Annotated in this window: 18 protein-coding genes; 6 read left to right on the forward strand and 12 right to left on the reverse strand. The window is 71.0% G+C overall.

Annotated features, from left to right (window positions below; genetic code table 11):
* Positions 1 to 21 precede the first annotated feature (21 nt).
* A complete protein-coding gene (locus ACIRB1_RS17245; protein WP_403466092.1) occupies positions 22 to 2,295 on the reverse strand; it encodes a M4 family metallopeptidase in 2,274 nt (757 codons plus the stop codon).
* 551 nt (positions 2,296 to 2,846) lie between these two features.
* On the opposite strand from ACIRB1_RS17245, the gene ACIRB1_RS17250 reads away from it, so the two are divergent.
* The gene (locus tag ACIRB1_RS17250) at positions 2,847 to 4,274 is read left to right on the forward strand and encodes a PP2C family protein-serine/threonine phosphatase (RefSeq protein ID WP_403466093.1); all 1,428 of its coding nucleotides are present in this window, start codon (positions 2,847 to 2,849) and stop codon (positions 4,272 to 4,274) included.
* 72 nt (positions 4,275 to 4,346) lie between these two features.
* On the opposite strand, the gene ACIRB1_RS17255 is transcribed toward ACIRB1_RS17250, so the two are convergent.
* Positions 4,347 to 5,855, reverse strand: a complete 1,509-nt coding sequence (locus ACIRB1_RS17255) for a hypothetical protein (protein WP_403466094.1) — start codon at positions 5,853 to 5,855, stop codon at positions 4,347 to 4,349.
* Between the two features lie 242 nt (positions 5,856 to 6,097).
* Here ACIRB1_RS17255 and ACIRB1_RS17260 point away from each other — a divergent pair, with 242 nt between their 5' ends.
* Both ACIRB1_RS17260 and ACIRB1_RS17265 read left to right on the forward strand, forming a co-directional pair.
* Complete coding sequence (locus ACIRB1_RS17260) at positions 6,098 to 7,240, forward strand: aminoglycoside phosphotransferase family protein (protein WP_352185819.1); 1,143 nt, start codon at positions 6,098 to 6,100, stop codon at positions 7,238 to 7,240.
* 328 nt (positions 7,241 to 7,568) lie between these two features.
* Entirely contained in the window at positions 7,569 to 9,539 is a 1,971-nt protein-coding gene (locus ACIRB1_RS17265; RefSeq protein WP_403466095.1) for an N-acetylmuramoyl-L-alanine amidase, read from the forward strand.
* A 7-nt stretch (positions 9,540 to 9,546) separates the two neighbouring features.
* On the opposite strand, the gene ACIRB1_RS17270 is transcribed toward ACIRB1_RS17265, so the two are convergent.
* Both ACIRB1_RS17270 and ACIRB1_RS17275 read right to left on the reverse strand, forming a co-directional pair.
* Positions 9,547 to 10,044, reverse strand: a complete 498-nt coding sequence (locus tag ACIRB1_RS17270) for a hypothetical protein (RefSeq protein ID WP_266774848.1) — start codon at positions 10,042 to 10,044, stop codon at positions 9,547 to 9,549.
* 135 nt (positions 10,045 to 10,179) lie between these two features.
* The gene (locus tag ACIRB1_RS17275) at positions 10,180 to 13,077 is read right to left on the reverse strand and encodes an ATP-binding protein (RefSeq protein WP_403466096.1); all 2,898 of its coding nucleotides are present in this window, start codon (positions 13,075 to 13,077) and stop codon (positions 10,180 to 10,182) included.
* Between the two features lie 171 nt (positions 13,078 to 13,248).
* Between ACIRB1_RS17275 and ACIRB1_RS17280 the strand changes: the two genes are divergently transcribed.
* Positions 13,249 to 13,902 (forward strand): pyridoxal 5'-phosphate synthase, encoded by a 654-nt coding sequence (locus tag ACIRB1_RS17280; RefSeq protein ID WP_403466097.1) that lies wholly within the window; start codon positions 13,249 to 13,251, stop codon positions 13,900 to 13,902.
* 76 nt (positions 13,903 to 13,978) lie between these two features.
* Here the strand turns inward: ACIRB1_RS17280 and ACIRB1_RS17285 are convergent, their stop codons facing one another.
* The 6 genes from ACIRB1_RS17285 to ACIRB1_RS17310 all read right to left on the reverse strand — a co-directional run bounded on the left by ACIRB1_RS17285 (position 13,979) and on the right by ACIRB1_RS17310 (position 19,674).
* The gene (locus ACIRB1_RS17285; RefSeq protein ID WP_403466098.1) at positions 13,979 to 14,884 is read right to left on the reverse strand and encodes a universal stress protein; all 906 of its coding nucleotides are present in this window, start codon (positions 14,882 to 14,884) and stop codon (positions 13,979 to 13,981) included.
* A 360-nt stretch (positions 14,885 to 15,244) separates the two neighbouring features.
* Positions 15,245 to 15,487: a DUF397 domain-containing protein gene (locus ACIRB1_RS17290; RefSeq protein WP_037740657.1), complete on the reverse strand. Its 243-nt coding sequence runs from the start codon at positions 15,485 to 15,487 to the stop codon at positions 15,245 to 15,247.
* 82 nt (positions 15,488 to 15,569) lie between these two features.
* A complete protein-coding gene (locus ACIRB1_RS17295) occupies positions 15,570 to 16,736 on the reverse strand; it encodes a thiolase domain-containing protein (protein ID WP_403466099.1) in 1,167 nt (388 codons plus the stop codon).
* Positions 16,733 to 17,797: a thiolase domain-containing protein gene (locus ACIRB1_RS17300; protein WP_403466100.1), complete on the reverse strand. Its 1,065-nt coding sequence runs from the start codon at positions 17,795 to 17,797 to the stop codon at positions 16,733 to 16,735. Before ACIRB1_RS17300 ends, ACIRB1_RS17295 begins: the two co-directional genes overlap by 4 nt.
* The gene (locus ACIRB1_RS17305; RefSeq protein ID WP_403466101.1) at positions 17,797 to 18,741 is read right to left on the reverse strand and encodes a Zn-ribbon domain-containing OB-fold protein; all 945 of its coding nucleotides are present in this window, start codon (positions 18,739 to 18,741) and stop codon (positions 17,797 to 17,799) included. Before ACIRB1_RS17305 ends, ACIRB1_RS17300 begins: the two co-directional genes overlap by 1 nt.
* 132 nt (positions 18,742 to 18,873) lie before the next feature.
* Entirely contained in the window at positions 18,874 to 19,674 is an 801-nt protein-coding gene (locus ACIRB1_RS17310; RefSeq protein WP_403466102.1) for a crotonase/enoyl-CoA hydratase family protein, read from the reverse strand.
* 167 nt (positions 19,675 to 19,841) lie between these two features.
* Between ACIRB1_RS17310 and ACIRB1_RS17315 the strand changes: the two genes are divergently transcribed.
* Positions 19,842 to 21,461 (forward strand): acyl-CoA synthetase, encoded by a 1,620-nt coding sequence (locus ACIRB1_RS17315; protein ID WP_403466103.1) that lies wholly within the window; start codon positions 19,842 to 19,844, stop codon positions 21,459 to 21,461.
* 95 nt (positions 21,462 to 21,556) lie between these two features.
* On the forward strand, positions 21,557 to 23,626 hold the full coding sequence (locus ACIRB1_RS17320) for a sulfatase (RefSeq protein ID WP_403466220.1): 2,070 nt from the start codon (positions 21,557 to 21,559) through the stop codon (positions 23,624 to 23,626).
* A gap of 3 nt (positions 23,627 to 23,629) precedes the next feature.
* On the opposite strand, the gene ACIRB1_RS17325 is transcribed toward ACIRB1_RS17320, so the two are convergent.
* Both ACIRB1_RS17325 and ACIRB1_RS17330 read right to left on the reverse strand, forming a co-directional pair.
* Positions 23,630 to 24,466, reverse strand: a complete 837-nt coding sequence (locus ACIRB1_RS17325) for an alpha/beta fold hydrolase (protein ID WP_403466104.1) — start codon at positions 24,464 to 24,466, stop codon at positions 23,630 to 23,632.
* A 243-nt stretch (positions 24,467 to 24,709) separates the two neighbouring features.
* Positions 24,710 to 26,206, reverse strand: a complete 1,497-nt coding sequence (locus tag ACIRB1_RS17330; RefSeq protein WP_403466105.1) for an acyl-CoA synthetase — start codon at positions 26,204 to 26,206, stop codon at positions 24,710 to 24,712.
* Between the last annotated feature and the right edge of the window lie 16 nt (positions 26,207 to 26,222).

The raw sequence follows: 26,222 nt of genomic DNA on the forward strand, positions 1-26,222 counted from the left end.
CACGCGGCCGGACCGGCCTGTTCACGGGGTGAGCTGCCACTGCTCGATGTAGCCGACGTCGATCGCCGCGTGGTCCTGCACCCGCAACGTCCAGGTGCCGTCGACCGGTTGCGCGGAGGCGTCGACGGTGAAGGTCTGGTCGACGTTGTCGGCGGAGCCGCCCGAGCGGTTCAGCAGCGAGTAGACGGTGCCGTTCGGCCCGACGAGGTCGACGGTCAGGTCGCCCCGGTAGGTGTGGACGATCTTGACGTAGACCTGGGTGGTGGCCGAGGCGTTGCCGTCGCGGCCGGTGACCGTGATCGGGGACTCCACGGCGCCGGCGTTGTCGGGGATGTCGACGCGGGTGCTGCTGGCGTAGATGTTGGCCACGCGCCAGGTGAAGGCGGTGGTGGCGCTCGCGCCGGTGTCGTCGGTGACGGTCACCGTGACGTCACTGGTCCCGAGGGTGGTCGGGACGCCGGAGATCAGACCGGTGTCGCTGATGGTCAGCCCGTCGGGCAGTCCCGTCGCCGAATAGGTCAGGCTCGCACCGGAGTTGGTGGTGTAGGCGTCCGTCTGGAGGGACACCGCCTGTCCTACGCCGCTGAGTTGGCCGGTGATCGGGGCCACGTTCACGCCGAGGGCGATCCGGCTGCCGACGTTGATCGCCGCCCAGGCGTCGGCCACGGCGAGGTAGGTCGGGCTGTAGGCGCCGAAGAGGTCCGCTGCGGCCTGGAGGGTCGCGGTGCGGGCGCCGGCGTAGTTGGTGGACGAGGTCATGTACGTGGTGAGGGCCCGGTACCAGACCTTCTGGGCGTTGTCGATGCCGATGCCGGTGACCGGCTGGCCGTCGTAGGTGGGGCTGTCGTAGGAGACGCCGTTGACGGTCTTCGCGCCGCTGCCCTCGGACAGCAGGTAGAAGAGGTGGTTCGCCGGGCCCGATGAGTAGTGGACGTCGACGCTGCCGAGGGTCGAACTCCAGTAGTCGCGGGAGGCACCGTCCTTGGACGGCTTGTCCATGTAACGCAGCGGTGTGCCATTGCCGTTGATGTCGATCTTCTCGCCGACGAGGTAGTCCGGCGGATCGGCGGGCAGGTTCTCGTGGAACTCCACGGCGGCGGCGAAGATGTCGGAGGTGGCCTCGTTGAGGCCACCCGACTCGCCGGAGTAGGTGAGGCCCGCGGTCGCCGCGGTGACGCCGTGGCTCATCTCGTGCGCGGCCACGTCGAGCGCGGTCAGCGGGTGGGTGTTGCCCGAGCCGTCGCCGTAGGTCATGCAGAAGCAGCTGTCGTCCCAGAACGCGTTCACGTAGTTGTTGCCGTAGTGGGCCCGGCTGTAGGCGGCGACCCCGTCGTCGCGTATGCCGTTGCGGCCGAAGACGTCCTTGTAGTAGTCCCAGGTCGCCGCGGCGCCGAACGCGACGTCCACGCCCGCGGTCTGCCGGTTGCTCTGGGTCCCGTCACCCCAGACATCGTTGTCATCGGTGAAGAGGGTGCCCGTGCCGGAGGTGCCCTGGTTCAGGTCGTAGGTGCGGTGGCCCGCCCGGTCGCCGTCGACGAGCTGGTATGTCGAGCCGGAGAGCGTGGTGCTGAGCGGGACCGTTCCGTTGAACTGGCCGGTGCCGGTGCCCGTTTCGATGCCCTGGTAGTGGAAGAGGGCCTTGCCCGAGTCGGCGTCGGTGATGACGTGGAGTTCGCTGGGCGTGCCGTCCTCCTGGAAGCCGCCGACCACCGCCTCCCAGGCGAGGACGGGCTTGGCTCCGGCGGCCCAGACGACGAGCCGCGGGGCGCCGTCGAGCTCGGCCCGTTCGCCGCCCGCCTTCGCGGCGGTCGTGAGGGCCTTGGCCTTGACGGTCGCCGACGACACGTTCGCGGTGATGTCGGGCAGGGTCAGGTCGGCCTTCGCGGCCTTCGACACGGTGAGACGGCCACTCTTGGCGTGGACGACCAGGTCGCCGCCGAGGACCGGCAGTCCGGAGTAGGTGCGCTCGTAGCGGGTGTGGGTGGTGCCGTCGGCGTCCTGCGTGACGTCCTTGACGACGAGCTTCTCCTTGGCGCCGAGGCCGAGGGTCCGCGACGTGTTCTTGACGGCGGCGCCGGCGCTCTTGAGGAGGGCGGCGTGCTTCGCGGGCGACAGCGCGGCCGGGGCCGCTCCGGCCCGGGGGGTGGCCAGGATCTTCGCGGGGGCGCGGTCGCCGCCGGGAACGGCGGAGGCGGCACCGGTCTGCATGCCGGCGGCCAGCAGGGTGCCGACGGCGGTCAGCACCAGGGCGGCGGTGTATCTGGGGTGGTGCGGAAAGCGGTCATGCCGGGTCAAGGCGTTCTCCTTTGTGGGGTGGTCGGACTCGGTGGAGTCCTGGAGAGCGGGTCGGGCCGGGGTACGGCCGTCCGGCGGGCGCGCGGGTGTGAGAGAGAACGGTGAGGAGGAAGGGTGAGGAGCAAGTGAACGCTCGGTGAGCGTGGTGCCAGCAGCGTGGCATCACGGCCACAGGATTGTCATGGCTACAACAAATCAACGACTCAAAATGACTGTTGCGAACTGCGGATCACTCACCTGAGCGACACTTTTCGGCCGCACGGAGAGCCACGGCACCGCACACGAACACGAACCCGTCGAACAGGTGGTTGAATGTGGACGCGGAAGGGTAACCAATCCTTCAACTCGCCTACGGTGCATACGAGTTGCCCCACCAGGACAGCTACGCCACGAGCACGGCGCAAACCACCCGTGAAGACGCTGGCATATGCCAGAAGCACCACCGGATCGTGTGTTGCCAAATCCCTTACAGGGCGTCGCAGGCTGTGCGACAGTCGTAACCGGTCCCTCCATCCGCCTTGGTCGTACCGTCCCCCGCATCGGAGTGCGTCATGCCGTCCCATCTCTCTGCGGACCGCCCCGCCGCCCAGCCGCCCGCGCGCGGCTCGGTCGAGGCGCTGATATCGCAGGCGCGGCGGCTCATGGGCGACGTGGACGCCGTACGACGGGACGCGCAGCACGACGGATCGGACCCCCGGGAGCGGTGGCAGCGGGCGCTGTGCGATCTGGCACTGCATCAACTCAGCGATCTCGACGAGCACTTGGCCCAGCTGCGGGACGGCCCGCCCCCCGTGCCTGCCGCCGTCGAGGAGCCGCCCACCCCGGCCGCCGTACCGGAAGCGCCCCGACAGGACCCGCTGCTCACCCGGGTGGGCAGCGCCGAGTGGAACCTGCTGACGGACGAGGCGAGTTGGTCCGGGGAGCTGTACCAGATCCTCGGCCGTGACCCGGCCGCTCCCCCGCTCACCCTCGACGAACTGCCGTCCCTGGTGCTCGACGAGGACCGGCCGGGCCTGACCGCGATGGTCACGGACTGCCTGATCGACGCCAAGCCCATCGACGGCGAGTTCCGCGTCGTACTGCCCGACGGCGCCGTGCGGACGGTGCACATGATGGGCGAGCCCGTGCTCGACGCCGACGGCGGCACCGCCTCGATGTGGGCCGTGCTGCGGGACGTCAGCGAACTGCGCCGCAGCCAGCGGACGGTGAGCGAGACCCGTGACTCGCTACAGCTCCACCGGCACCACGCGCAAACCGAGCGCCGGCTCGCGGTCGAGTTGCAGGAGGCCGTGCTGCCGCCGTGGCGCGGCTCCCTGCGGCTCCCGCACCAGGGGCCGGAGACCTTGGACCTGGCCGCCCGCTATCTGCCCTCCTCGACGAGCGCGCTGATCGGCGGCGACTGGTACGACGCGCTCCAACTCGCGGACGGCGCCACCCTGTTGAGCGTCGGCGACCTCACCGGCCACGGTGTCGCCGTCACCTCGGGCATGGCGATGCTGCTCGGCGCCCTGCGCGGGATGGCGATGGCGGGCACCGAACCGGGTCAACTGATGTCCTGGCTCAACCAGTTACTGGACGCCACCGTCCAGCCGGCCCTGGGCAGCGCGGTGTGCTGCCGCTACCGGCCCGAGACCCGCACCCTGGTCTGGGCGCAGGCGGGACACCCCGCCCCGCTGCTGTTCCGCGGCGGGACGGGGCGCGTGCTGAGCGCACCGGACGGCGTGCTGCTCGGCGCCACCTCGGGAGCGGCCTATGGACAGGCCGAGGAGACTCTGGAGGCGGGCGACGTCCTGCTGCTGCACACGGACGGACTGGTGCCCGGGCACAGCGGACCGGAGGCCGTGGACCGACTCCTCGACCTGGCCCCGCGGTTCGGCGAGGCGCGCACCGCACAGGACTGCGTACGGATGGTCGTGGAGGAGTTCGGCGACACCGAGCGCACGGATGACGCGTGTGTGCTCGTCGCCAGGACGACCTGAGCAACTACCCCTCAACGCAAGCGCTTTGAAGTACCGTCAGATCCCTGATGGACCGTGAGCCGCACAAACCCCCTATGCCTGCGCGCTGTTGGCGCCCTTGGCCCGCGGGCTCTTCGACGGTGTCCTCGGCAGCGCGAGTTTGATCTCCTCCCGGAGTTCGTGGATCTTCGGATAGCCGGAGTACTGGGCGGTGAGGCGGTACATCTCGCGCAGCCGGTCCCAGGTGCGGTGGGAGGAGTTCGATCCCATCGACATCAGGGCCAACCGCGCGTACCTGTCCGCCTGTTCGGGGTCGTCGGCGATGAAGCAGGCCGAGGCCATCGACAGGAAGTCGAAGATCTTCGACCGCTGCCGTCCGTCGACCCGCAGCGCCAGGGCCTTCTCCGCGAAGTACTGGGCGTGCACGGCCGCGCCCGGCTCGTGCTCGGCCAGTGTGCGGTAGGCCAGGGCCTGCATGCCGTAGAGGTCCTCCTCCTTGAAGGTCTGCATCCAGCCCGGTGCCGGTACGTCGCCGCGGTCGGAGACAAAGAGGTCCTCCGCCTGGCCGAGGGTGCGGCGCATGGCCTGGCCCTTGCCCATCGACGCCTGTGCCCAGGCCTCGACGGTGTAGAGCATCGCCCGGGTGCGCGGCAGCACCTCGTCCCCGGAGCCGGCCTTGGCGAGTTTCATCAGGTCGAGCGCGTCGTCGGGCCGGCCCAGGTGCACCATCTGGCGAGCCGCCCGGGAGAGCGCCTCCCCGGCACGGGGCCGGTCGCCGCCCTCACGGGCCGCGTGGGCGGCGATGACGAAGTACTTCTGGGCCGTGGGTTCCAGGCCGACGTCGTGCGACATCCAGCCCGCGAGCACGGCGAGGTTGGCGGCGACGCCCCACAGGCGCCGCTGCAGATGGTCGGGGTGACGGTAGGCGAGCATGCCGCCCACCTCGTTGAGCTGTCCCACCACAGCCTTGCGCTGCAGCCCGCCGCCGCGGGCCGCGTCCCAGGCGCGGAACACCTCGACGGACTCCTCCAGTTCCTCGATCTCCTGCGACCCGATGGGGGCGGCCTCATAGCGGTCGAACCCAGCGGGGTCGGCGTGCAGGGGATCGTCGTACCGGGGAGCATCGGCGGAAAGAGTCGGATCGGAGTGCAGCCAGTCGTACATGGCACTGCTGAGTGCGGAGCCTGCGGCGAGCGCGGCGCCCGCGCCCACCAAGCCGCGTCGGTTGAGCATGAGGTCCATTCCCGTGAATTCGGTGAGGACCGCAGCAGTCCGTTCGGGCGCCCACGGCACACCGTCGGGATGTTCCACATTCCCGTCGTCGGGCCGTTTCCCTGTACGCCCGTGCCGGACCAGACCGAGGTCCTCGATGGTCACGACACGGCCGAGACGCTCGGTGAACAGAGCCGCCAACACCCTCGGCACCGGATCGCGCGGGATCTCTCCCATGTCGATCCAACGCCGTACCCGCGAGGTGTCGGTCGACAGCTGGGGGTGGCCCATGGCCGCCGCCTGCCGGTTGACCCGCCGCGCGAGTTCGCCCTTGGACCAGCCGGCCATGCCGAACAGGTCCGAGAGACGGGAGTTGGGTTGTCCGTTCACGTCAAGCCCCCAGGTTCTCGGCTGACTTGAACATAGCCCGGTGCGCCTTGCCGGGCGACTATTCGCCAGGGTTCGCCAGGGTGCGCCAGATGGTGTGCCACTGCGCATCTGGTGTCAGGTAGGAACGCGCCACCCCGACCCGGTCCCCGAGGAACACTCCCCAGGGTGCACCAGCGGGACCGGGCCGGGAGCGCGCTTGCTTGGACAGGCACTGCAGGCACACGAAGGGATCTGTTTCTCCCATGTACACAGCATCGTCCTCCGTGTCCGCCCCGCCCCGGTCGCTGCACCCCCGCCCGGGCGCCGGCGGCCCCTACCTCGACCCGGCTCGTCCGGCGGCCGGCCCCGTGCTCGGTGCGGGCAGGCCGCGGCGCGTTCCCGGGCTCGGCCCCCAACCCCTCAGCGGGAGACTCGACTTGTCCGGCCCTCAGGGCGCCCAGCTGCGTACGGCGATCGCGTCGGTGCACCGGATCTGCCCGGAGTTCGCTCCGGTGCAGGTGCTACGCCGCAACGGGCGCTCCGTGCTTCTGGTCGGAACGACCGGACGCAGCACGGCCGTAGCGAAGTGTTTACTGGACCACTCCCCCGCGTGGGCCGAGCGGATCAGGCACGAAATAGCCGCCTACCGCTCGTTCGTCCGGCACCGTCCGCCGGTGCGTGTGCCGCGTCTGATCGCGGCGGACCCGGACAACTGCACGCTCGTCATCGAGCGGATGCCGGGCCGGGTGGCGGCGTTGCACCGGCACCCGGCGGAGGCCCCGCCGCGGGCGGACATCCGGGCGGCGCTGGGCGCGGTCTGCCGGCTGAACGCCTGGCGGCCGCCGGCGGGCACGTTCGACGCACCGCTGGACTACGCGGCGCGCATCTCCCGCTATCACGAGCTGGGGCTGCTCACCGACCGGGACCTGGGAGACCTGCAGAAGCTGCTGCACGGCATCGCGCACTCGGCGGGCCGCGGCGGGATGGGCCAGTTCTGCCACGGTGACGCCCTGTTGTCCAACATCCTCCTGTCACCGGCCGGTCCAGTGCTGGTGGACTGGGAGCACGCGGGCTGGTATCTGCCGGGATACGACCTGGCCACGCTGTGGGCGGTCCTCGGGGACGCGCCGGTGGCCCGGCGGCAGATCAGCCAGATCGCGCAGTCGGCGGGACCGGCCTCGCGTGACGCGTTCCTGGTGAACCTGATGCTGGTGCTGACCCGGGAGATCCGTACCTACGAGATGGCCGTGCAGCGTTCGATGCACGAGTCGGCCCCGGCGGCTCCGGGAACGGCCCACCCGGGCGCCGCGCCGACCGGCGAGGAACAACGGCTGCTGCTGAGGCGGCTGCACGACGACTGCCAGATGGCCCGCCGGGCCGTGCGGGCGGCGGTCGGCACTCGCTGACGGGGACAAGGTCCGCGGTACGCCCTGCAGCGGCGCACCGCGGACCTTCGTGTGTCAGGCCGCCATATGGCGGACCTCCATGTGCCCGGCCTCCATATGTCGACCCGCCATATGTCGGCCCGCGCCGCGCCGCTCACCCCCCATTGGTGTACTCCACTGACGCCCCGCAGGCCCGGACACCACCGCCACGAAACTCCCCGCATCCCCCGTTGACATGGGAAATCGCCGTCCTCTGGGCATGATTGACGGATCGTCGGCAAGCCGGTACCACTGACCCACGTCCGGCCCCGCACGGTTCATGACAATCCCGCCGTCCCAGGAGGCTGCATTGCGAGGAACCTCGACCGACCCCACCCGCTCTCCCGGGCACAGACGCGCGCGCCGGTCCGCCGGCGCGCTCGCCACCGCCGCCCTGCTGCTGCCGCTGCTGGGCGCGGCCCCGTCGGAGAGCCCCACCGACTCCTCCGCCTCCACCCTCCAGCGGGCGTTCGCTTCGGCGTCCGCCGAGTACCACGTGCCGCAGACGGTGTTGCTGGCCGTCTCCTATCTCCAGTCCCGCTGGGACACGCACGGCGGAGCGCCGAGTGTGACCGGGGGCTACGGCCCGATGCACCTCACCGACGCCCGCGCCGCCCTCGCCGCGACGGAGCACCTGAGCGAGGGCACCGAGGACCCGCGCGGCGACGGCGCCCGCACGGCCCTGCACCCGACCGCGCAGCTCCCGGCGGAGTCCCGACTCCCCGCCCGCCTCCGGACGTTGGCGAAGGCGGCCGAGCTGACCGGGCTCCCGGCGGCCGACCTGCGTACCGACGAGACCGCGAACGTGGCGGGCGGCGCGGCTCTCCTGGCCGACGCCCAGAAGGATCTCGGCGAGTCGCTGAGCGCGGACCCCGCCGACTGGTACGGCGCGATCGCGCGCTTCTCCGGCGCGGACGACACGGCGACGGCGGCGGCGTATGCCAACGATGTCTACGACGTGATCCACACCGGTGAGCAGCGCACCACGGACGCCGGTGAGCGGGTCTCCCTGGCCGCGCGGCCGGGTCTCGCGCCCGACACCGCGCAGCTGCGGCGGACCGGTCTGCGCACGGTCTCCGCGGACGGTGCGGAGTGCCCGAAGAAGGTGTCGTGCGAGTGGATCCCGGCGCCGTACTCCCAGTTCGGGAACGACGACTACGGCAACCACGACCTCGGTGACCGGCCCGCGTCGCAGAGCATCAAGTACATCGTCATCCATGACACGGAAGGCCAGTGGGACGGTGTCCTGAATCTGGTCCAGGACCCCACCTATGTGTCGTGGAACTACACGATCCGCTCCACCGACGGTCTGATCGCCCAGCATGTGAAGGCCAAGGACGTGGCCTGGCACGCGGGCAACTGGTACATCAACGCCAAGTCGATCGGCATCGAGCACGAGGGATTCCTCGCCGCGCCGGATGCCTGGTACACGGAGGCGATGTACCGCTCGTCGGCACGCCTGGTGGCGTACCTGACCAAGAAGTACGGCATCCCGCTGGACCGGCAGCACATCCTCGGCCACGACAACGTGCCGGGGCCGACCACGTCCACGGTCCCCGGGATGCACACGGACCCGGGCCCGTACTGGGACTGGGCGCACTACTTCGACCTGCTGGGCCACCCGGTCAGGCAGACCGCGCACAGGAGCGGCGGCCTGGTGACGATCCGCCCCGACTATGCGGCCAACCAGCCGGTGTACACGGGCTGCGTCACCGCGGGCCAGCCGTGCGCGGTGCACGGTTCCAGCGAGGTCCGGCTCTACTCCGGGCCGGGCGAGACCTATCCCCTGATCAAGGACATCGGCCGCGGTACGGCACCGACCACCGACGTCAACGACCTGTCCTCACGGGTGTCCACCGGGCAGCAGTACGCGGTGGCCGACCGTGCCGGGGACTGGACCGCGATCTGGTACCTGGGACAGGAGGCCTGGTTCAAGAACCCGAAGAAGCAGCCCACCGCCGTGGCGGCGGCCGGTCTGGTGGTGACACCGAAGGCGGGCGCGGACAGCGTCCCGGTGTACGGCCGCGCCTACCCGGAGGCCTCGGCCTATCCGACGGGAGTGCCCGCCCAGGCGGTCTCCCCGCTGCCGTACACCCTGCTCAAGGGCCAGAAGTACGTGGTCGGTGACAAGGTGCCCGGCGAGTACTACTACGCGGTCACCTTCACCACCGACTCGCACAAGGTGGTCGTAGGAAAGGATCTCTACTACGAGATCCAGTACGGCCACCGGGTGGAGTACGTGCGTGCCGCGGACGTCCAGCTGGAGCGGTCCAGCCGGTAGCCGCGCCTCAGCCCTGCTGGAACAGTTCCGCCGGGAGCGGTTTCAGCAGGGCGTAGAGGTCGTCCGTGATGGGGCGGTCCCAGGCGGCGATGGTGACCAGGACGTTGTCGCTGCGGTCGAACTGCACGCAGGAGATCCGGCTCTCGGAGAGCTTGAGGCGGCGCACGATCAGCAGGTTGTCGCCCTGCATCACCGGCATGTCCTCGGCTCCCACGACGGTCACCTCCTCGTCGTTCTCCAGCGCGAGGAGCAGTTGCGCGACCTCGAACGGGATCTCGTCCTCGGCGACGTCACGGGCCGGGGAGCCCTCCGGCAGATTGCCGATGACCATCGCGGGGCCGCGACCGCCGAACAGGTCGTACCGCAGGAACACACCCTGGCACGTGCCGTCGGGAGCGGGCAGCAGACCGGCACCGAGGTTCCCGGGCCAGTCGCCCGGGTCCATGGCCAGCACATCGAATTCGGGGCCGGCGGGGGTGGCGCTGCGGCGGCGGAGGAACGACATGTGGCCATGGTACGGGGTGCTGTCCGGCGGTGGAGCCGTAGTGGGCGCGCCGTCGAGTGCGGGCCGTGGGAGCTTGTCGCGCCCACGCCGCGGAGCCGCATATCGGCACGGCCTCGCGCCCCTGAGGTGTGGGGCTCACGCGAGGTTGAACAGTGCCGTGTCCAAGCCTGTGCGGTCCGTGCCCAGTTTCCGGTAGGCCGCCGAGAGCAGCCGTACGGCCGTCTGTTCGTCCGTGTGGAGTGCTACGGCCAGTTCGTGGTCCGTGCGGCCTTTCGCGGCCAGGGTCGCGGCGGCGCGTTCCTGGGTGGTCAGGGTGTCGGTTTCCGTGCTGTGGAGGAGGCGGGGGCGCAGTCCTGCCGCGACCAGTTCGGCGCGGGTGGTGTCGGCGAGGCCGTCGGCGCCGCACTGGACGGCCGCGTCGAGGCCCCGGTAGAGGTGGTCGCCGGCTTCCCTGGACCTGCCGGTGCGGCGGAGTTCGGTGCCGAGGGCGACCAGGGCGCAGGCCAACTCGTAGGCGGCCGGGGAGCGTTCGAGGTGGGTGACGGACTCTTCGAGGAGTTTGGCGCGGGCCGGGCCCGAGGAGACCTCGGCGGCGATGCGCAGGGCCTGGCCGATGGCGGACGGGGTGCCGAACTGGCGGGCGCGGGCGACCGCTTCGTGGGCGGTGGCGACGGCGCGCTCGGGGGTGTCGTGGCGTTCGGCGCGGGCGAGGTGGAGCTGCCAGGGGCACCAGGCCGGGTTGCGGATGCCGCGCGGGCCGAGGCGGCGGCCGGCGGAGGCGAGTTCGGCGGCGGCTTCCTTGGCGAGGCCGCGGGCGAGGAGCAGTTCGCCGTAGACGGTCTGGGCGTCCGGGAAGACCACGGCCGCCGGGAAGGGCGCCGCGAAATCGTGGTCCTCGGCCAGCCGGGTGGCCTCCTCGACCCGGCCGCGGGCGAGCAGGACCTCGATGAGGATGCCGGTGCCGTACCAGTAGACAGGGGTGCCGGGTCCGACGCGTTCGGCGAGGCGCAGGCCCGCGCGGGCGAAGTCCTCGGCCTCGGCGAGGCGGCCGCGCCGGTAGCGGAGGTAGCCGAGGAGGGTGTAGCCGAAGGACAGGTGGGCGCCGCGCCAGCCCTGCTGTTCGAAGTCGGCGATGCCGGTGGCGAACAGTTCCTCGGCGCGGCCCGGCCGGTCGCAGTACATGAAGGCGAGGGCGACCAGCACCGGCACCTCGAACCCGCGGTCGGCCTCGGCCCAGCCGAGGCCACCGCTCAACGCGCGCTCGGCATGGTGCAGGGCCACCTGTGCGGGTTCACCGCGGAGTACGGCGTCCCAGGTGCGCAGGCCGATGATGTACCGCTCGGTGAGGTCGCGGCCCTTGAGCCGGTCGGCGAGTTTGGTGAGGCGGCGGGAGCGCGAGGGGTGGTCGGGTTCGTCGGCGCGGAAGGCGTCCCACATGAACTGCTCGGAGAGCATGCGCAGTTTGACCCGGGCGTCGTCGGTGACACGGATCTCGCGGGCGAGGGTCTCGGAGGCCTCGGCGAGGCGGTCGCTGTGGGCGAGGACCTGGGAGAGGCGGTAGACGATGTTCTGCCGCAGACCTGCGTCGCTGATGGGCTCTTCGAGGGCGGCCCGCAGATGGTTGACGGTGGTCGCCGGTTCGGTGAGCAGGGAGGCGCAGCCCAGTTCGTGGAGGACGGCGGCACGGTCGTCGAAGGGCGGGGGTTCGCGCAGGGCGCGGGCGAGGTAGCTGCGGGCGGTGTCGGGGGCGCCCGCGCGCAGGGTCTCGCCCGCTGCGGCGCGGAGTTGCCGGACCACCCAGTTGTCGCCGTCGGGGTGGGTCTCCATGAGGTGGCGGGCGGCGGCGGAGGGGCCCTGGCCTTCGTCGATGACGCACCAGGCGGCCTGGCCGTGCAGGGCGACGCGGACGCCTGCGGGGATGGCCCGGTAGACGGCGGTGGCGATGAGCGGGTGCGCGAACTCGAGCCGGCCCGAGGCGGTCGGTGTACCGGTGAGGATACGGGCGCCGCGCAGTGCGTCGGCGGCGTCGGCCGCCTCCTCGTGGCCGAGTCCGGCGACGGCGGCGGCGAGCATCGGATGGGTCTCGGTGCCGAGGACGGCGCAGGCCCAGGCGAAGCGGACGGTCGAGGCGCCGAGGCGTTCGAGGCGGGTGGTGAGGCCGCTGCCCTTGACGGCGGCGGCGAGGTCGCGCAGTTGGTGGGCCCCGGCCTCGGTGGGGGTCAGGCCGCGGTCGTGGACCTTGGCGGTGAGTTCGACGGTCTCGAAGGGGTTCCCGGCGGTGACGGCCCAGCACTCGTGGCAGAACGCGTCGTCCGCGTGCTCGCCGAGCGTCTCCCGCACGAGGTCGGTGACGGCTTCGACGCTGAGCGGCTCCAGGTCACGGGGTCGGCCCCCGGCCCGGCCGGGCAGTCCCCTGAACGACTCGGCGTGGGCCGGGAGTTCGTCGGGCCGGTAGGCGACGACGACCAGCAGCGGGAGTTGCTCGGCGCGGGGTGCGAACGCGGCCAGCCAGCCCAGGGATTCGGGGTCGGCCCAGTGCGCGTCGTCGAGGACGAGGACCATCGGGGCACGCTTCACCGCGAGGTGGGTGAGCACCCAGTCGAGGCCGTCGCGCAGACCCTGCTGGTCGGGCGGGGAGCCCTGGGTGGGCGCGCACAGTCCGAGGGCGGGGCCGACGATGTCGTACCAACTGCCCAGCGCGGCGCGGAGATCGACGTCGGCCGACCCGGCGAACTGCGGTTGCAGGAGCTGGCGGGCGACGTGGAAGGCGACCCGCTGTTCCTGGTCGCCGCCTCGCGCGGAGAGGACGGTGCAGCCCTGGGCGGCGGCGCGGCGGCGCACTTCGGTGAGGAGGGTGGTCTTGCCGATGCCGGCCCGTCCCGCGAAGGCGAGGAGGGCACCGCGCGGGCGGTCGCCCGGCTCGCCGCCGTCCGTGCGCAGTCCGGTCAGTTCGCCCAACGCCTCGTCCACGGCGGTGAGTTCATTCTCCCGTTCGAAGAGCGTCCGTCGACCGCGCGCGCTCCGCTGCCCCATGCCCATACCCCCTGCCACGGTGGTGCGCCCGCGCGGGGAGCGAACGCGCACCGTGAGCTACAGGGACCTCAGCGTACGCTTTCCGAAGGTCGCGCGACCCGGTAGTGGCCGAAAGCGTATCGGCCGGTTCTCCCGGGTCCCGGGGGACGGCGGAGGCACGGGGGAGTATCGATGGATGATCTACGGCGGCTGCTGCGCGATGTGGAGGTCTTCGCTGGTGAACTGCCCGTCTTCGACCCGCTGATCGCGCCGGACACCCCGTCCGAGTTGTTCACGGAGTGGCTGCTGGGGGCGCTGGAGGCCGGGGTGCGCGAGCCGCACGCGATGACGGTGTCCACGGCCGGTGCGGACGGCAACCCGACGGCAAGGACCCTGATCCTCAAGGGCGTTGGGCCCGACGGCTGGCGGTTCGCGTCGGACGGCGGCAGCGTCAAGGCCCGCGATCTCGCCCAACGGCCGTTCGCCGCCCTGACGTTCTACTGGTCGCCGCTGGCCCGTCAGATCCGGGTGCGCGGTCCCGTGGTGGCGGCGGACGCGGAGGAGAGTGCGGCGGACTTCCTCGCCCGGAGCATCGGGGCCCGCGCGGAGGCGCTCGTCGGCCGCCAGTCACAGCCGCTCGCGGATCCGGCCCAACGGGACGCCGCCGTCGAGGAGTCACTGGAGCGGCTGGCGGACGAGCCGGATCTCGTGGCACCCGGCTGGACCCTGTACACGGTGCGTCCGGAGTCGGTCGAGTTCTGGCAGGGCGACAAGGAGCGGCGGCACACGCGGCTGGTCTATCTGCGTGAAGTCGGGGGCTGGCGGAAGCAGTTGCTGTGGCCGTGACCGGCGCCCCGCCCGCCGGCGCACCACTCGAGGCGTGACGCCGTCGGGCAAGTCGCCGTAGCGGCAGGGGAGTTGGTCACTCCTCCGGCGCTGTCGGCGGTACCACGGCCACCGGGCTCGCCGCGTGCAGCAGGACCGCCTGGGTGACCGAGCCGAGCAGGCGGGCCGGGGACAGCAGGCGGCGGCGGTGGCGGCCGACCACGACCATGTCGGCATTCCCGGAGGCGGCGACGAGGTGGCCGGCCGCGTCGCCGGGTGCGACGTACGACTCGGTGTCGAGGTCCGGGTGGCGCTTGCGGTGCGGGGCGAGGAGGGCCTCGGTGAGGGTGCGGGTCTCGTCCTCGACGGCGTCCTGGTCGATGACCGGCGGGACGAGTTCGCCGGGGGCCGCCCAGGCCTGCGGCGGCCACGGGTAGGCGGCGACGACCTGGACGCGGGCGCCGCGCAGGGCCGCCTCGGCGAAGGCGAAGGAGAGGGTGGTCTCGTCGGGGCTGTCCACCTTCAGTCCCACGACCACGCGGGGTCCGGGTCCGGCCGGGACCTCGCCGTGCACCTCGCGCCCGGGACGCGGCACCACGACGACGGGACAGTCCGCGTCACGGGCGGCGGCCATGCCGTTCGAGCCGAGCAGCAGGCTGGCGAAGCCGCCCCGGCCACGCGAGCCGAGCACCAACAGCTGTGCGCCGGAGCCGAGTTCGGGCAGGACGGCGCCGGGGGCGCCCTGCATCCCGACGTACTCGGTGACCGGCAGGTCGGCACGCCCTTCGAGATGTGTACGGACCTGGTCGAGCACGTCGTCCTCATCCGGTTCCGGTGGTCCGGCGACCAGGACGCCGGGCGGTGTCCAGGCGGCGGCGTACTGCCACACGTGGACCACCCGCAGCGGTGCCCCGCGTCCGCGGGCCGCGTCGACGGCCCAGTCCAGGGCGCGCAGGCTGTCGTCCGAACCGTCGACCGCCGCGATGACCGGCAGGGTGCTCATGGGTTCCTCTCCTCCGGAGTAACGGGACCTTCCCCTCCGGGGCCAGCCTGGCTCAGGCAACGGCACCGAAAGGGTTCTCAAGGTCGCGTGTCCGGAAAATCGCGCGGGGCACCCTTGCGAGCGGCGGCTGTACGCGGACGGCGACGGGGAGATCCCAAGGCGGTCCGCGCCGGCCCGCGGTCGTACGACCCGTCGCCGCGACGCCGTCCGCGGGCGCTCTCGCGGGACATGACCAGCCGCTCGGGGAAACCGACCGGAGACAGCCGCGTGCGGCACGCAGCCCGGCCGCCACCCTCACGGGTGAAGGCCGGGCGGAGGATGTGCGCATGTCCCCGCCGCTCGGCCGGGAAACCGTCACCTTCAGGTGAGGTCGAACTCCCCTTCCCGCGCCCCCGACACGAACGCGCCCCATTCCGCGGGCGTGAAGATCAGGGAAGGGCTTTCCGGGCGGCCGCTGTTGCGCATCGCGATGAATCCCTCGACAAAGGCGATCTGGACATCCCCCAGGCCACGGCTGCTCGAGTGCCAATCGGCGTCACTGAGGTCCAGCTCCGGCTTGTCCCAGCCCGCAAGCGGGTGCTGCTGGATGGTGCTCTCGGCCACGTCCGTGCTCCTCCCGATTCGTCGTCCGCGGCCAGCCTAGCGATCGGTTTCTGATGCCAACAGGCCACGTGAGGGGGACCTTTCAGGAGGCGGGGGGTTCGCTGCCCACGAGCCACATCGAGAAGAACTGCGATCCGCCGCCGTAGGCGTGCCCGAGAACCCGTCGAGCGCCTTCCACCTGGTGTTCTCCGGCCTGGCCCCGCACCTGGAGGGCGGCCTCCGCGAAGCGGATCATGCCCGAGGCGCCGATCGGATTGGTCGAGAGCACTCCCCCTGACATGTTCACGGGAAGGTCGCCGTCCAGCTCGGTCACCCCCGATTCGGTGAGTTTCCAGCCCTCTCCCTCGTCGGCGAAGCCGAGGTTCTCCAGCCACATGGGCTCGTACCAGGAGAACGGCACGTACATCTCCACGGCGTCGATGTCCCGCCGCGGATCGGCGATCCCCGCCTGCCGGTACACATCGGCCGCGCAGTCCTTGCCGGCCTGTGGCGACACACAGTCCTTTCCCGCGAACAGTGTGGGTTCGCTCCGCATGGCGCCCCCCAGCATCCAGGCCGCCGGACGTGGTGCGCGGGCCGCGCCCGCCCGGTCGGTGAGGACCATCGCGCAGGCGCCGTCCGAGGACGGACAGGTCTCCGAGTACCGGATCGGGTCCCACAGCATCGGCGAGGCCTGGACCTTCTCCAGCGTGATGTCGTGCTCGTGGAGATGCGCGTACGGGTTCTTCAGCGCGTTCCGCCGGTCCTTGTACGCGACCAGCGAGCCAACCGTTTCGGGCGCCCCGGTCCGCCGCATGTAGGCCCGCACATGCGGCGCGAAGAACCCGCCCGCACCCGCGAGCAACGGCTGCTGGAAGGGGATCGGCAGGGACAGCCCCCACATGGCGTTCGACTCGGACTGCTTCTCGAAGGCCAGCGTGAGCACCGTGCCGTGCACCCGGGCCGCGACGAGGTTCGCGGCGACGAGCGCCGTCGACCCGCCCACTGAACCGGCGGTGTGCACCCGCAGCATCGGTTTCCCCACGGCGCCCAGCGCGTCCGCGAGATACAGCTCGGGCATCATGACGCCCTCGAAGAAGTCGGGCGCCTTCCCGATGACGACGGCGTCGATGTCGGCCCACGTCAACTCGGCGTCTTCCAGGGCGCGTTGGGCCGCCTCCCGGACCAGCCCCGCGATGGAGACGTCCCGCCGCGCGGCGACATGCTTGGTCTGGCCGATCCCTACGACGGCCACGGGCTCCTTGCTCATCGCGGATCCCCTTCGAGTACGGCGACCAGGTTCTGCTGGAGACAGGGACCGGAGGTCGCGTGGGCGAGGGCCCGGTCGGACTCGCCCCGGTGGATGCGGGCGGCGGCCTCGCCGATGCGGATGAGCCCGGCGGCCATGACGGGGTTCGCGGCGAGGGCGCCCCCGGACGGGTTGACGCGCACGTCGTCACCGAGGCGCAGCGCCTTGCGCAGGACGACCTCCTGCGCGGTGAACGGCGCGTGCAACTCGGCGGTGTCCACGGGCCGTTCGAAGGTACCGGCCTTCTCGGCGGCGAGCCGCGCGGACGGCGAGTCCGTCAACTCCCGCACGCCGAGCCCGTGTGCCTCGATGCGGTGGTCGATCCCCCTGATCCAGGCGGGCCGTGGGCACAGCTCGCGGGCCCGGTCCCCGGCCGCGAGGATCACGGCGGCGGCGCCGTCACCGATCGGCGGACAGTCACCGGTGCGCAGCGGCCGTACGACATAGTCGCCCTGCGGTACCGAACCGCGCACCTGGGCATGGGAGTTGGCGCTCGCGTCGGTCCGGCTGCGGGCCGCGACGGCGGCGAGCGCGGGTTCGTCGGTGTCGCCGGCGTCGATGAGGGCCTGCGCCTGGAGGGCGGCCAGGGCGACCGCGTCCGGCCACAACGGGGCGACGTAGTACGGGTCCAGCTGCCGGGTCATTACGTCGCGTACGGAGCCGGGGGACGACTTGCCGTACGAGTACACGAGCGCGGTGTCGGCGTCGCCGGTGACGAGTTTGACCCAGGCCTCGTAGAGCGCCCAGGCGCCGTCCATCTCGACGTGCGACTCGGAGATCGGCGGCCAGGCTCCGACGCCGTCGAGGGCGAGGGTGAAGGAGAAGGCCCGGCCAGCGAGGTAGTCGCTGGAACCGGAGCAGGTGAAGTCGATGTCGGCGGTCCTGAGGCCGGTCTGTTCGAGGACGCCGTGCAGCACCGGCATCAGCATCTCCACCTCGGACAGCTCGTCGGTGGTCCGCCGGTGGTCGGTCTGCGCGAAGGCGACCACGGCGATCTCGCGCGGTGCGGGGTCTCCTGACATCACAGCAGCTCCTTGTAGGCGTCGTAGTCCGCGTCGGGTTCGCCGGTGGGCCGGTAGTGGTCCGGATAGCGGCCCCCCTCGCTCCACACCGCCTCGACCCGCAGCCCCATGCGCACCTGGTCGTACGGAATCCCGCCGATCCGCCCGTGCAGCGCGAGGTCGGCGCCGTCGAGGGCGATGTGCGCGTAGACGTACGGCACTTCGATGTCGAGGTTCTTCGCCTTGATGTTGACGATGCAGAACGTGGTCACCGTGCCCCGCGGACCCACTTCGACGTGCTCCGCCGTGGCGACCCCGCAGGTGGGACACGCACCCCTGGGCGGGACGTACACCTTCCGGCAGGAGGGGCAGCGTTCTCCGACGGTGCGCTGTTCGGAGAGCGCGCGGATGTAGTCGGTCTGGGCCCGCCCGGGCGAGTAGACGTAGTCGAGCCGCGCCTGGGCCACGATGCCCGTGACCATGTCCTCGAACTCACCGCTGTGGGCGACGGGTTGACGCCCTTCCTCCCCGTCGTACGGCTCGAAGCAGGCGATGTCGGTGATGGCACCGGTGCGTTCCCCGGCCCACCGGACGCGTACCCGCATACCGGTACGCACGGCATCGGGTCCGGTGACATCGAGGGCGTGCAGCAACGCGGTATCGGCACCGTCGAGCCGCACCAGCACCCACGCGAAGGGCGTGTCGAGCGGCTGCCCGCGCCGGGGTTCGTGATTCCAGGCCCAGGTGGTGACCGTCCCGCTGTCCCCGACCTCGACGAGATCCCGGATCTCCTCAGCGGTCACGGGGTCGTACTCGACGGGAGGCACAAGAGTCCGCCCGTCCCCGGTCCTCACCCCGAGGACGACGCGCTCGCGCAGCCCGGTGAGAAATGCGCTCTGGACGGGCCCGAGGGAACGGGTGAAGGGAAATTCGAGGATGAGGGGAGCTTTCAGCACTTCGGTCACGACATTCTCCTGACTGAACAGTTGGGCCCGCGCATCCCCACCCGGGGGCGCGGGGCTGTGTCGTATATGCGGCTCCGCCGCGTGTGCGCGACCAGCCACAACGAACCCGCGGACACAACCGGACCGACCCGCCTACGCCCGCCGGTAAACAGCCGCCCGCTTCTCCGCGAAAGCCCGGGCCCCTTCCTTGGCGTCGGCGGTGTCGAAGATCGGCCACCCCCGCTTGAGCTCAGCCGCAAGCCCCTCCGTCTCGGTCAGCTCGGCCGTCTCGTACACCGACGCCTTGACCGCCTCGACAGCCAACGGCCCACACGAATTGACGAGTTCGGCGATCTCCAGAGCCTTGTCGAGGGCACAACCCTCAGGCACGACATGCCCGACCAACCCGATGTCCGCCGCTTCCCGAGCGCTGTACGGCCGCCCGGTGAGCAGCATCTCCAGCGCATGCGTCCGCGGAATCTGCCGCTGAAGCCGCACGGTCGACCCCCCGATGGGGAACAACCCCCGCTTCACCTCGAACAACCCGAAGGTCGCCGACTCCCCCGCGACCCGAATATCGGTGCCCTGGAGGATCTCCGTACCGCCGGCCACGCAATACCCCTCGACGGCGGCGATCACCGGTTTTCGGGGCCGATGGTGCCGCAGCATCGCCTTCCAGTGCAGATCCGGATCAGCGGTGAGCCGATCCCGGTACTCCTGCCCCTCCATCCCCTTGCCGGCAAGCGCCTTGAGGTCCATGCCCGCACAGAACGAGCCACCCGCACCCGTCAGCACGATCGACCGGACCGCGTCGTCCGCGTCGGCCTCGACCCACCCGTCGTACAGCCCGACCAGCATCGGCAACGAGAGCGCGTTCTTGGCCTCGGGCCTGTTGAGCGTGAGCACGAGCGTGGCACCCTCACGCCGCACGGTCAGGTGTTCCGTACCGCCCATTGCCGTCCTCCCGTCGCCGTACCGCCTCCGGAACGAGAACAGGTTGCAGGAGGTGCCGTGGCAGTACAAGAGGTTTCTGACACTCAGTCAGATTTCTTCTGCGCGGACCCTTCACAGTTGCCGCGCCCTTTGCTCTGATGACCGGCGAACCGACGTCAGGAGGAGTGGTGGAGTACAACATTGCCGACCTGTTCGAGTCGGTCGTCGACGTGGTCCCGGACCGCGAGGCGCTCGTGTACATCGACCACCCGGGCACGGGCGCGGAACGCCGCCTGACCTACGCGGAGTTGGACGCGGCGGCCAACCGGATCGCCCACCATCTGATCGACACCGGAATCCGCCCGGGTGAGCATCTCGGGCTCCATCTCTACAACGGCGTCGAGTACGTGCAGACGGTGCTGGGCTGCCTGAAGGCGCGGGTCGTACCGGTCAACGTCAACTACCGCTACGTCGAGGAGGAGCTGGTCTACCTCTACCGGGACGCCGACCTCGTGGCGTTGGTCTTCGACACGGAGTTCACCGAGCGGGTGTCCGCCGCGCTGCCGCGCGCGGAGCAACTGCGGCATCTGGTACGGGTGGGAGCGCCGTCGGCGGAGGGGCCGGACGTGCCTGCCGTGGCCTTCGCCGACGCCGAGGCCGCCGGGTCACCCGAGCGCGGGTTCCCCGCACGGTCGCCGGACGACCAGTTCATCATCTACACCGGCGGCACGACCGGGATGCCCAAGGGTGTGATGTGGCGTCAGGAGGACCTGTTCTTCTCGGGACTCGGCGGCGGTGCGCCGACAGGTGAACCCGTCAAGAAGCCACAGGAGTTGGCCGAACGGGTCGCGGCCGGCGGGGCGGGGATCACGTTCTTCCCCACTCCCCCGCTGATGCACGGCACCTCCACGCTCACCGCGTTCATCGGCTTCAACTTCGGCCAACGCGTCGTGATCCACCGGAAGTTCGTGCCGGAGGAGGTGCTGCGGACCGTCGAGAAGGAGAAGGTCAGCAGCATGTCCCTGGTCGGGGACGCGATGCTCCGCCCGCTGATCGACGCCCTCAACGGGCCCATGAAGGGCACCGACTGCTCGTCGCTCTTCAGTGTCTCGTCGTCCGGCGCGATCATGTCGGAGACGGTGCGGCGGCAGTTCCAGGAGCTGCTCCCGAACACGATGCTGCTGAACAACTACGGCTCGTCCGAGTCCGGCTTCAACGGCACGGCGACGGCCGACTCCGGCGCCGGCAAGTCCTTCCGCATCCGGGTCAACTCCCGTACGCAGGTGGTCGATCCGGCCACCTACGAACCCGTCGCCGTCGGCGAGATCGGCCGGGTCGCCCAGTGCGGCCATGTACCGCTCGGCTACTACAACGACCCGAGGAAAACCGCCGAGACGTTCTTCGAGAAGGGCGGGCAGCGGTGGGTGCTGCTCGGTGACATGGCGACCGTGGACGAGGAGGGCGTCGTCACGGTCCTCGGCCGGGGCTCGCAGTGCATCAACACCGGTGGGGAGAAGGTGTATCCGGAGGAGGTCGAGCAGGCGCTCAAGTCGCATCCGGATGTCTACGACGCGCTGGTGGCCGGGGTGCCGGACGCGAAGTGGGGCAACCATGTCGCGGCCGTCGTAGAACTGCGCCCGGGCGCGGAACGGCCGTCCCTGGACGACATCCAGACGCACTGCCGTACCCATCTCGCCGGGTACAAGATCCCGCGCCAACTGGTGTTCGCCGACTCCATCCAGCGCTCGCCGAGCGGCAAGGCGGACTACCGGTGGGCCCGGGAGGTGGCGGTCGCCGCAGCTCAGTGAGTCAACAGTGGGTCAACGCGCGGGCCAGTTTGAACTGGCGGTAGCGTGCGGCCGTACTGATGGTGACGGATCCGGTGGCCCGGGCCGGCTACGTCATGCCATCACCGGGCTCAGCACGGAAGGACGTTCGGGTGCCGCTCTTCACTCGCTCTCACCCATTGGCGCAGCGGAAGGCCACCGGGGAGACCGACCCGACAGCGGCGCCGGAGGCCGCGACATCGCCCGAACGGCATGAACCACCCGAGCCGGTCGCACCGGACGAGCCGAGCGGCGAGACCGGGTCGGCGGATTCCCCCGACGGCGCCGACTCCGGCGAGGCGACTGCCTCCGCGGACCAGACGGATCAGACCGACCCGACGGACCAGACCGACCCGACCGATACGGCCGACTCGGCCAAGGCAACTGATCCTGCGGGCGCAGCAGATCCCACCACGAAGCCCGACTCGGCCGACGCGGTCGACTCGGCGGAATCTGCCGACTCGGCGGAATCCGACGACCCCTCATCCCCGCTCCCGCCCCGCGCGGGCTGGTTCGGCTGGCGCACCCGTTTCCCCCTCGCGGCGCGTGTCGTCCGCGTGGGGACGAGTGTGCTGGCCGGTGCGCTGCTGGTCGTCGCGCTGGTCATGCCCGACCGGCTCGACCGGATGTCGTTCCAGTCGTTCCTGCGGCTGCCCGTGGAGCTGATCGTGCTCGCGGTGGTGCTGCTCGTGCTGCCGTCGCGGGCGCGGCGGATCGCCGCCGTGGTCACGGGTGCGATCGTCGGGCTGTCCACCGTCCTGAAGTGCCTCGACATGGGCTTCTACGAGACTCTGGCGCGGCCGTTCGACCTGGTCTTCGACTGGGTCCTGCTGAGCGACGCGGCGGACTGGATGAAGGACTCGTTCGGTCACTCGGGCGAGGTGCTCGCGATCATCGGGGTGATCGCCCTGCTGATCGCGGTGCTCGCGGGCAGCGCGCTCGCGATGGTGCGGCTGGCGGACGTGCTGGCCAGGCACCGCCCCGCGGCCGTACGCACCACCCTCGTCCTCGGTGTCGTGTGGATCATGTGCTTCACGCTGAGCGTGCAGGTCGGCGGTGTCACGCTCGCGACCAAGGGCTACAGCCAGTTCCTCTCCAACCGGGTGAAGTACGTCCGCGAGGGCCTCGGTGACGCCGACGTCTTCAAGAAGCAGCTCACGGTGGACGCCTTCGCGAAGACCCCGCCCGACCAGCTGCTGACCGGACTGCGCGGCAAGGACGTGCTGTTGACGTTCATCGAGAGCTACGGCCGTGTCGCGCTCGACGACCCGACGATGGCGCCGGAGATGGACAAGACGCTCACGGCGGGCGACGCCCGGCTGAAGGCGGCCGGGTTCTCCTCGCGCAGCGCCTGGCTCAGGTCCCCGGTGACGGGCGCGGGCAGCTGGCTCGCCCACTCGACGTTCCTGTCCGGCCTGTGGATCAAGAACCAGCAGCGCTACCGGACCGTCACCACCAGCACCCGCGCGACCCTCACCAGCTACTTCCAGAAGACCGGCGCCTGGCGCACGGTCGGCATCGTCCCCGGGGTGCGCAAGTCGTGGCCCGAGGGCAAGTACTTCGGCCTCGACAACATCTACGACTCGACCCATCTCGGGTACCAGGGCCCGTACTTCAGCTGGACGCCGGTGCCGGACCAGTTCAGCCTGGAGTCCTTCGAGAAGCTCGAGTACGGCAAGAAGAACCGCGACCCGATCATGGCGGAGATCATCCTGGCCTCCAGCCACAACCCCTGGTCCCCGATCGCCCACACCATCCCGTGGAACCAGCTCGGGGACGGCACGATCTTCAACCAGATCAAGAAGGAGGGCACGAACCCGACGGAGGTCTGGAAGAGCGCGAAGCGCGTGCGGACCGAGTACCGCAAGGCCATCCAGTACTCCGTGGACAGCCTGACCCAATGGGTCCAGCGCTACGGCAACAAGAACACCGTCCTCGTCTTCCTCGGCGACCACCAGCCCGTGCCGACGGTCACCGGCGGCACCAGCGACCGGGACGTGCCGATCACTATCGTCGCCCACGACCCGAAGGTGCTGGACAAGATCTCCAGCTGGGGCTGGACGGACGGGCTCAAGCCGGCCGACCGCGCACCGGTGCTGGGCATGGACAAGTTCCGGGACCGCTTCATGACGGCGTACGCGAAGTAGCCCTCACCCTTCGAGGAACGCGGTGACCCGGCGCACGAACCACACCGGGTCGTCGAGCCACGGGTAGTGCCCGGCGCCCGGCTGCACCGCCGACTCGGCCTCGCGGAAGGCGTCGGCGGTGCGGCGGGCGAGGTCGGGCCGGGGGCCGCCGTCCAACTCGCCCGCGAGGACCAGGGCGGGCGCGGGCAGGTCCGCGAGGGCGGCCAGGGTGGCGGGCGGGTCGAAGGCGCCCTCGGAGAAGTAGAGCTCGGCGGCCTCGTCGTTGCACTGCTCGTCGGCCGCCGCGCTGTGCTGCGCGGCGGCGGCGTCCCAACTGCCGTAGAAGAAGGGCTCGATGGCCGGGTCGAAGTCCGCGGTGCCGGCCAGCCATGCCTCGAACGCGGGGTACGCGTCCTCGAACCAGGTCTCCCCCTTCCGCAGCCGTGCCGCGGCGAGCCGGTCCTCGGCCGTGGCCGGCCTGCCGAGCGCCCACGGCGTGGCGGTGATGAGCGCCAGCCGCGCCACCCGCTCGGGATACCGGGCCGAGTACAGCATCGCCAGGCTGCCGCCCGCCGAGTGCGCGAGCAGATCCATGTGATCCAACCCCAGGTGGGCGCGCAGCACTTCCACGTCGTCGACCAGCCGGTCGCAGCGGTACGACGCCCGGTCGGCCGGCGTCGCGGAGTCCCCGGTGCCCCGGAGGTCGAGCAGGATCAGCCGCCGGTGGGCGGCCAGTCCACCCAGGTCCCCGAGATAGCCGGAGGCCCGCATGGGCCCGCCGGGGAGCACGACCAGGGGCTCGCCCTCACCCCGGACGTGGTAGGCGAGTTGGGTGCCGTCGGTAGCGGTGAAGGTGGGCATGCGGTCGATCCTCACCGTCAACCGGCGTCCGCCGCAAGGCAGTTCCCCGGAGTCGCCGGAGCGCGGCGTGGCTGAGATCCGGCGCATCGTGGACCTCCGCATGCCCTGATCACCCCGTCACGCCGGCCCCAGCAGCTCCGCGAGGTTCCCGCCCAGCACCCGGTCGCACACCTCGCCCGAGGACGTGACCCGTTCCACCGTCGTGCGCGGCACACCCCGGCGTCAACCGCCCGCTGGGAAGGCTCAGTTGCCGAACCGCTCGCGCAGCTCCCGCTTCAGGATCTTTCCGCTGGCGTTGCGCGGCAGCTCTTCCACGAACACGACCCGCTTGGGTGCCTTGAAGTGGGCGAGCTTCTCCCGTGCGTGGTCGATGAGCTGGGACTCGGTGACCTCGCCGCGCGGGACGACGACCGCGGTGACGGCCTCGATCCAGCGGTCGTCGGGGAGGCCGATCACGGCTACCTCGGCGACGCCCTCGTGGGTGTAGAGCGCGTCCTCGACCTGGCGTGAAGCGACGAGTACGCCACCGGAGTTGATGACGTCCTTCACCCGGTCGACGACGGTGAAGAAGCCGTGCGCGTCCCGTACCGCGAGGTCGCCGGAGTGGAACCAGCCGTCGCGGAAGGCGGCGGCCGTCTCCTCGGGCTTGTCCCAGTAGCCCTCGCACAACTGCGGTGAGCGGTAGACGACTTCACCGGGTGTGCCGTCGGGCACGTCCTTGCCCTCCTCGTCGACCACCCGCGCGTCCACGAACAGGACGGGCCGGCCGCAGGAGTCCATCCGGCCCTTGTGCTCGTCGGGGCCCAGGACCGTGGCGAGCGGGCCGATCTCGCTCTGCCCGAAGCAGTTGTAGAAGGCGAGCTTGGGCAGCCGCTCGCGCAGCCGTTCCAGGACGGGCACCGGCATGATCGACGCGCCGTAGTACGCCTTGCGCAGCCCGCTCAGGTCACGGGTCGCGAAGTCGGGCCGGTTGGCGAGGCCGATCCACACGGTGGGCGGCGCGAACAGGCTGTCCACGCGCCCGGCCTCGATCAGGTCGAAGAGCCGGTCGCCGTCGGGTGCGTCGAGGATGATGTTGGTCGCCCCGACCGCGAGGTAGGGCAGCAGGAACACATGCATCTGCGCCGAGTGGTACAGCGGCAGCGAGTGCGCGGGCCGGTCACCGGCGCTCAGGTCCAGGGCGGTGATCGCGCTCAAGTACTCGTGCACCAGGGCGCGGTGGGTCAGCATCGCGCCCTTGGGGAGGGCGGTCGTCCCCGAGGTGTAGAGCAGTTGCACCAGGTCCTCGGTGCGCGGCTCGGGCCCGTCGTACGGTTCGGCGGACGGCAGCCGCTCCAGCAGCGAGCCGTCCGCGTTCCGCAGCGGCAACGTCGTCACGTCGTCGGGGAGTTGCCCGGCGAGGTCGGGATCGGTGAGTACCAGCCTGCTGCCGGACTGGCCGACGATGTACGCGAGGTCGTCGCCGGTGAGGTTGTGGTTGACCGGCACGTGCACGAGGCCCGCGCGGGCGCAGGCGAGGAAGCCGATCAGGTAGGCGTCCGAGTTGTGGCCGTAGGAGCCGACCCGGTCGCCCGGTGTGAGTCCCCGGTCGAGGAGCACGGTCGCCGCGCGGGAGACGGCGTCGTCGAGTTCCTCGTACGTCCAGGAGCGCTCGCCGTAGTCCACCGCCACGCGGGCGGGAGTGCGCCGGGCACTGCGTCGCAGTACCCCGTCAACCGTGCTGCCGTGTCCGGGCGTCATGACACATGATCCTCGG

It is taken from the genome of Streptomyces sp. NPDC096013 (genome assembly GCF_044763565.1).
Taxonomy (GTDB): domain Bacteria; phylum Actinomycetota; class Actinomycetes; order Streptomycetales; family Streptomycetaceae; genus Streptomyces.

Coding starts and splice junctions, on each gene's coding strand:
- ACIRB1_RS17250 (WP_403466093.1), top strand. CDS start 2,847: ATGCCGTCCCATCTCTCTGCGGACCGCCCCGCCGCCCAGCCGCCCGCG.
- ACIRB1_RS17260 (WP_352185819.1), top strand. CDS start 6,098: ATGTACACAGCATCGTCCTCCGTGTCCGCCCCGCCCCGGTCGCTGCAC.
- ACIRB1_RS17270 (WP_266774848.1), bottom strand. CDS start 10,044: ATGTCGTTCCTCCGCCGCCGCAGCGCCACCCCCGCCGGCCCCGAATTC.
- ACIRB1_RS17275 (WP_403466096.1), bottom strand. CDS start 13,077: ATGGGGCAGCGGAGCGCGCGCGGTCGACGGACGCTCTTCGAACGGGAG.
- ACIRB1_RS17280 (WP_403466097.1), top strand. CDS start 13,249: ATGGATGATCTACGGCGGCTGCTGCGCGATGTGGAGGTCTTCGCTGGT.
- ACIRB1_RS17285 (WP_403466098.1), bottom strand. CDS start 14,884: ATGAGCACCCTGCCGGTCATCGCGGCGGTCGACGGTTCGGACGACAGC.
- ACIRB1_RS17295 (WP_403466099.1), bottom strand. CDS start 16,736: ATGAGCAAGGAGCCCGTGGCCGTCGTAGGGATCGGCCAGACCAAGCAT.
- ACIRB1_RS17300 (WP_403466100.1), bottom strand. CDS start 17,797: ATGTCAGGAGACCCCGCACCGCGCGAGATCGCCGTGGTCGCCTTCGCG.
- ACIRB1_RS17310 (WP_403466102.1), bottom strand. CDS start 19,674: ATGGGCGGTACGGAACACCTGACCGTGCGGCGTGAGGGTGCCACGCTC.
- ACIRB1_RS17320 (WP_403466220.1), top strand. CDS start 21,557: ATGCCATCACCGGGCTCAGCACGGAAGGACGTTCGGGTGCCGCTCTTC.
- ACIRB1_RS17325 (WP_403466104.1), bottom strand. CDS start 24,466: ATGCCCACCTTCACCGCTACCGACGGCACCCAACTCGCCTACCACGTC.
- ACIRB1_RS17330 (WP_403466105.1), bottom strand. CDS start 26,206: ATGACGCCCGGACACGGCAGCACGGTTGACGGGGTACTGCGACGCAGT.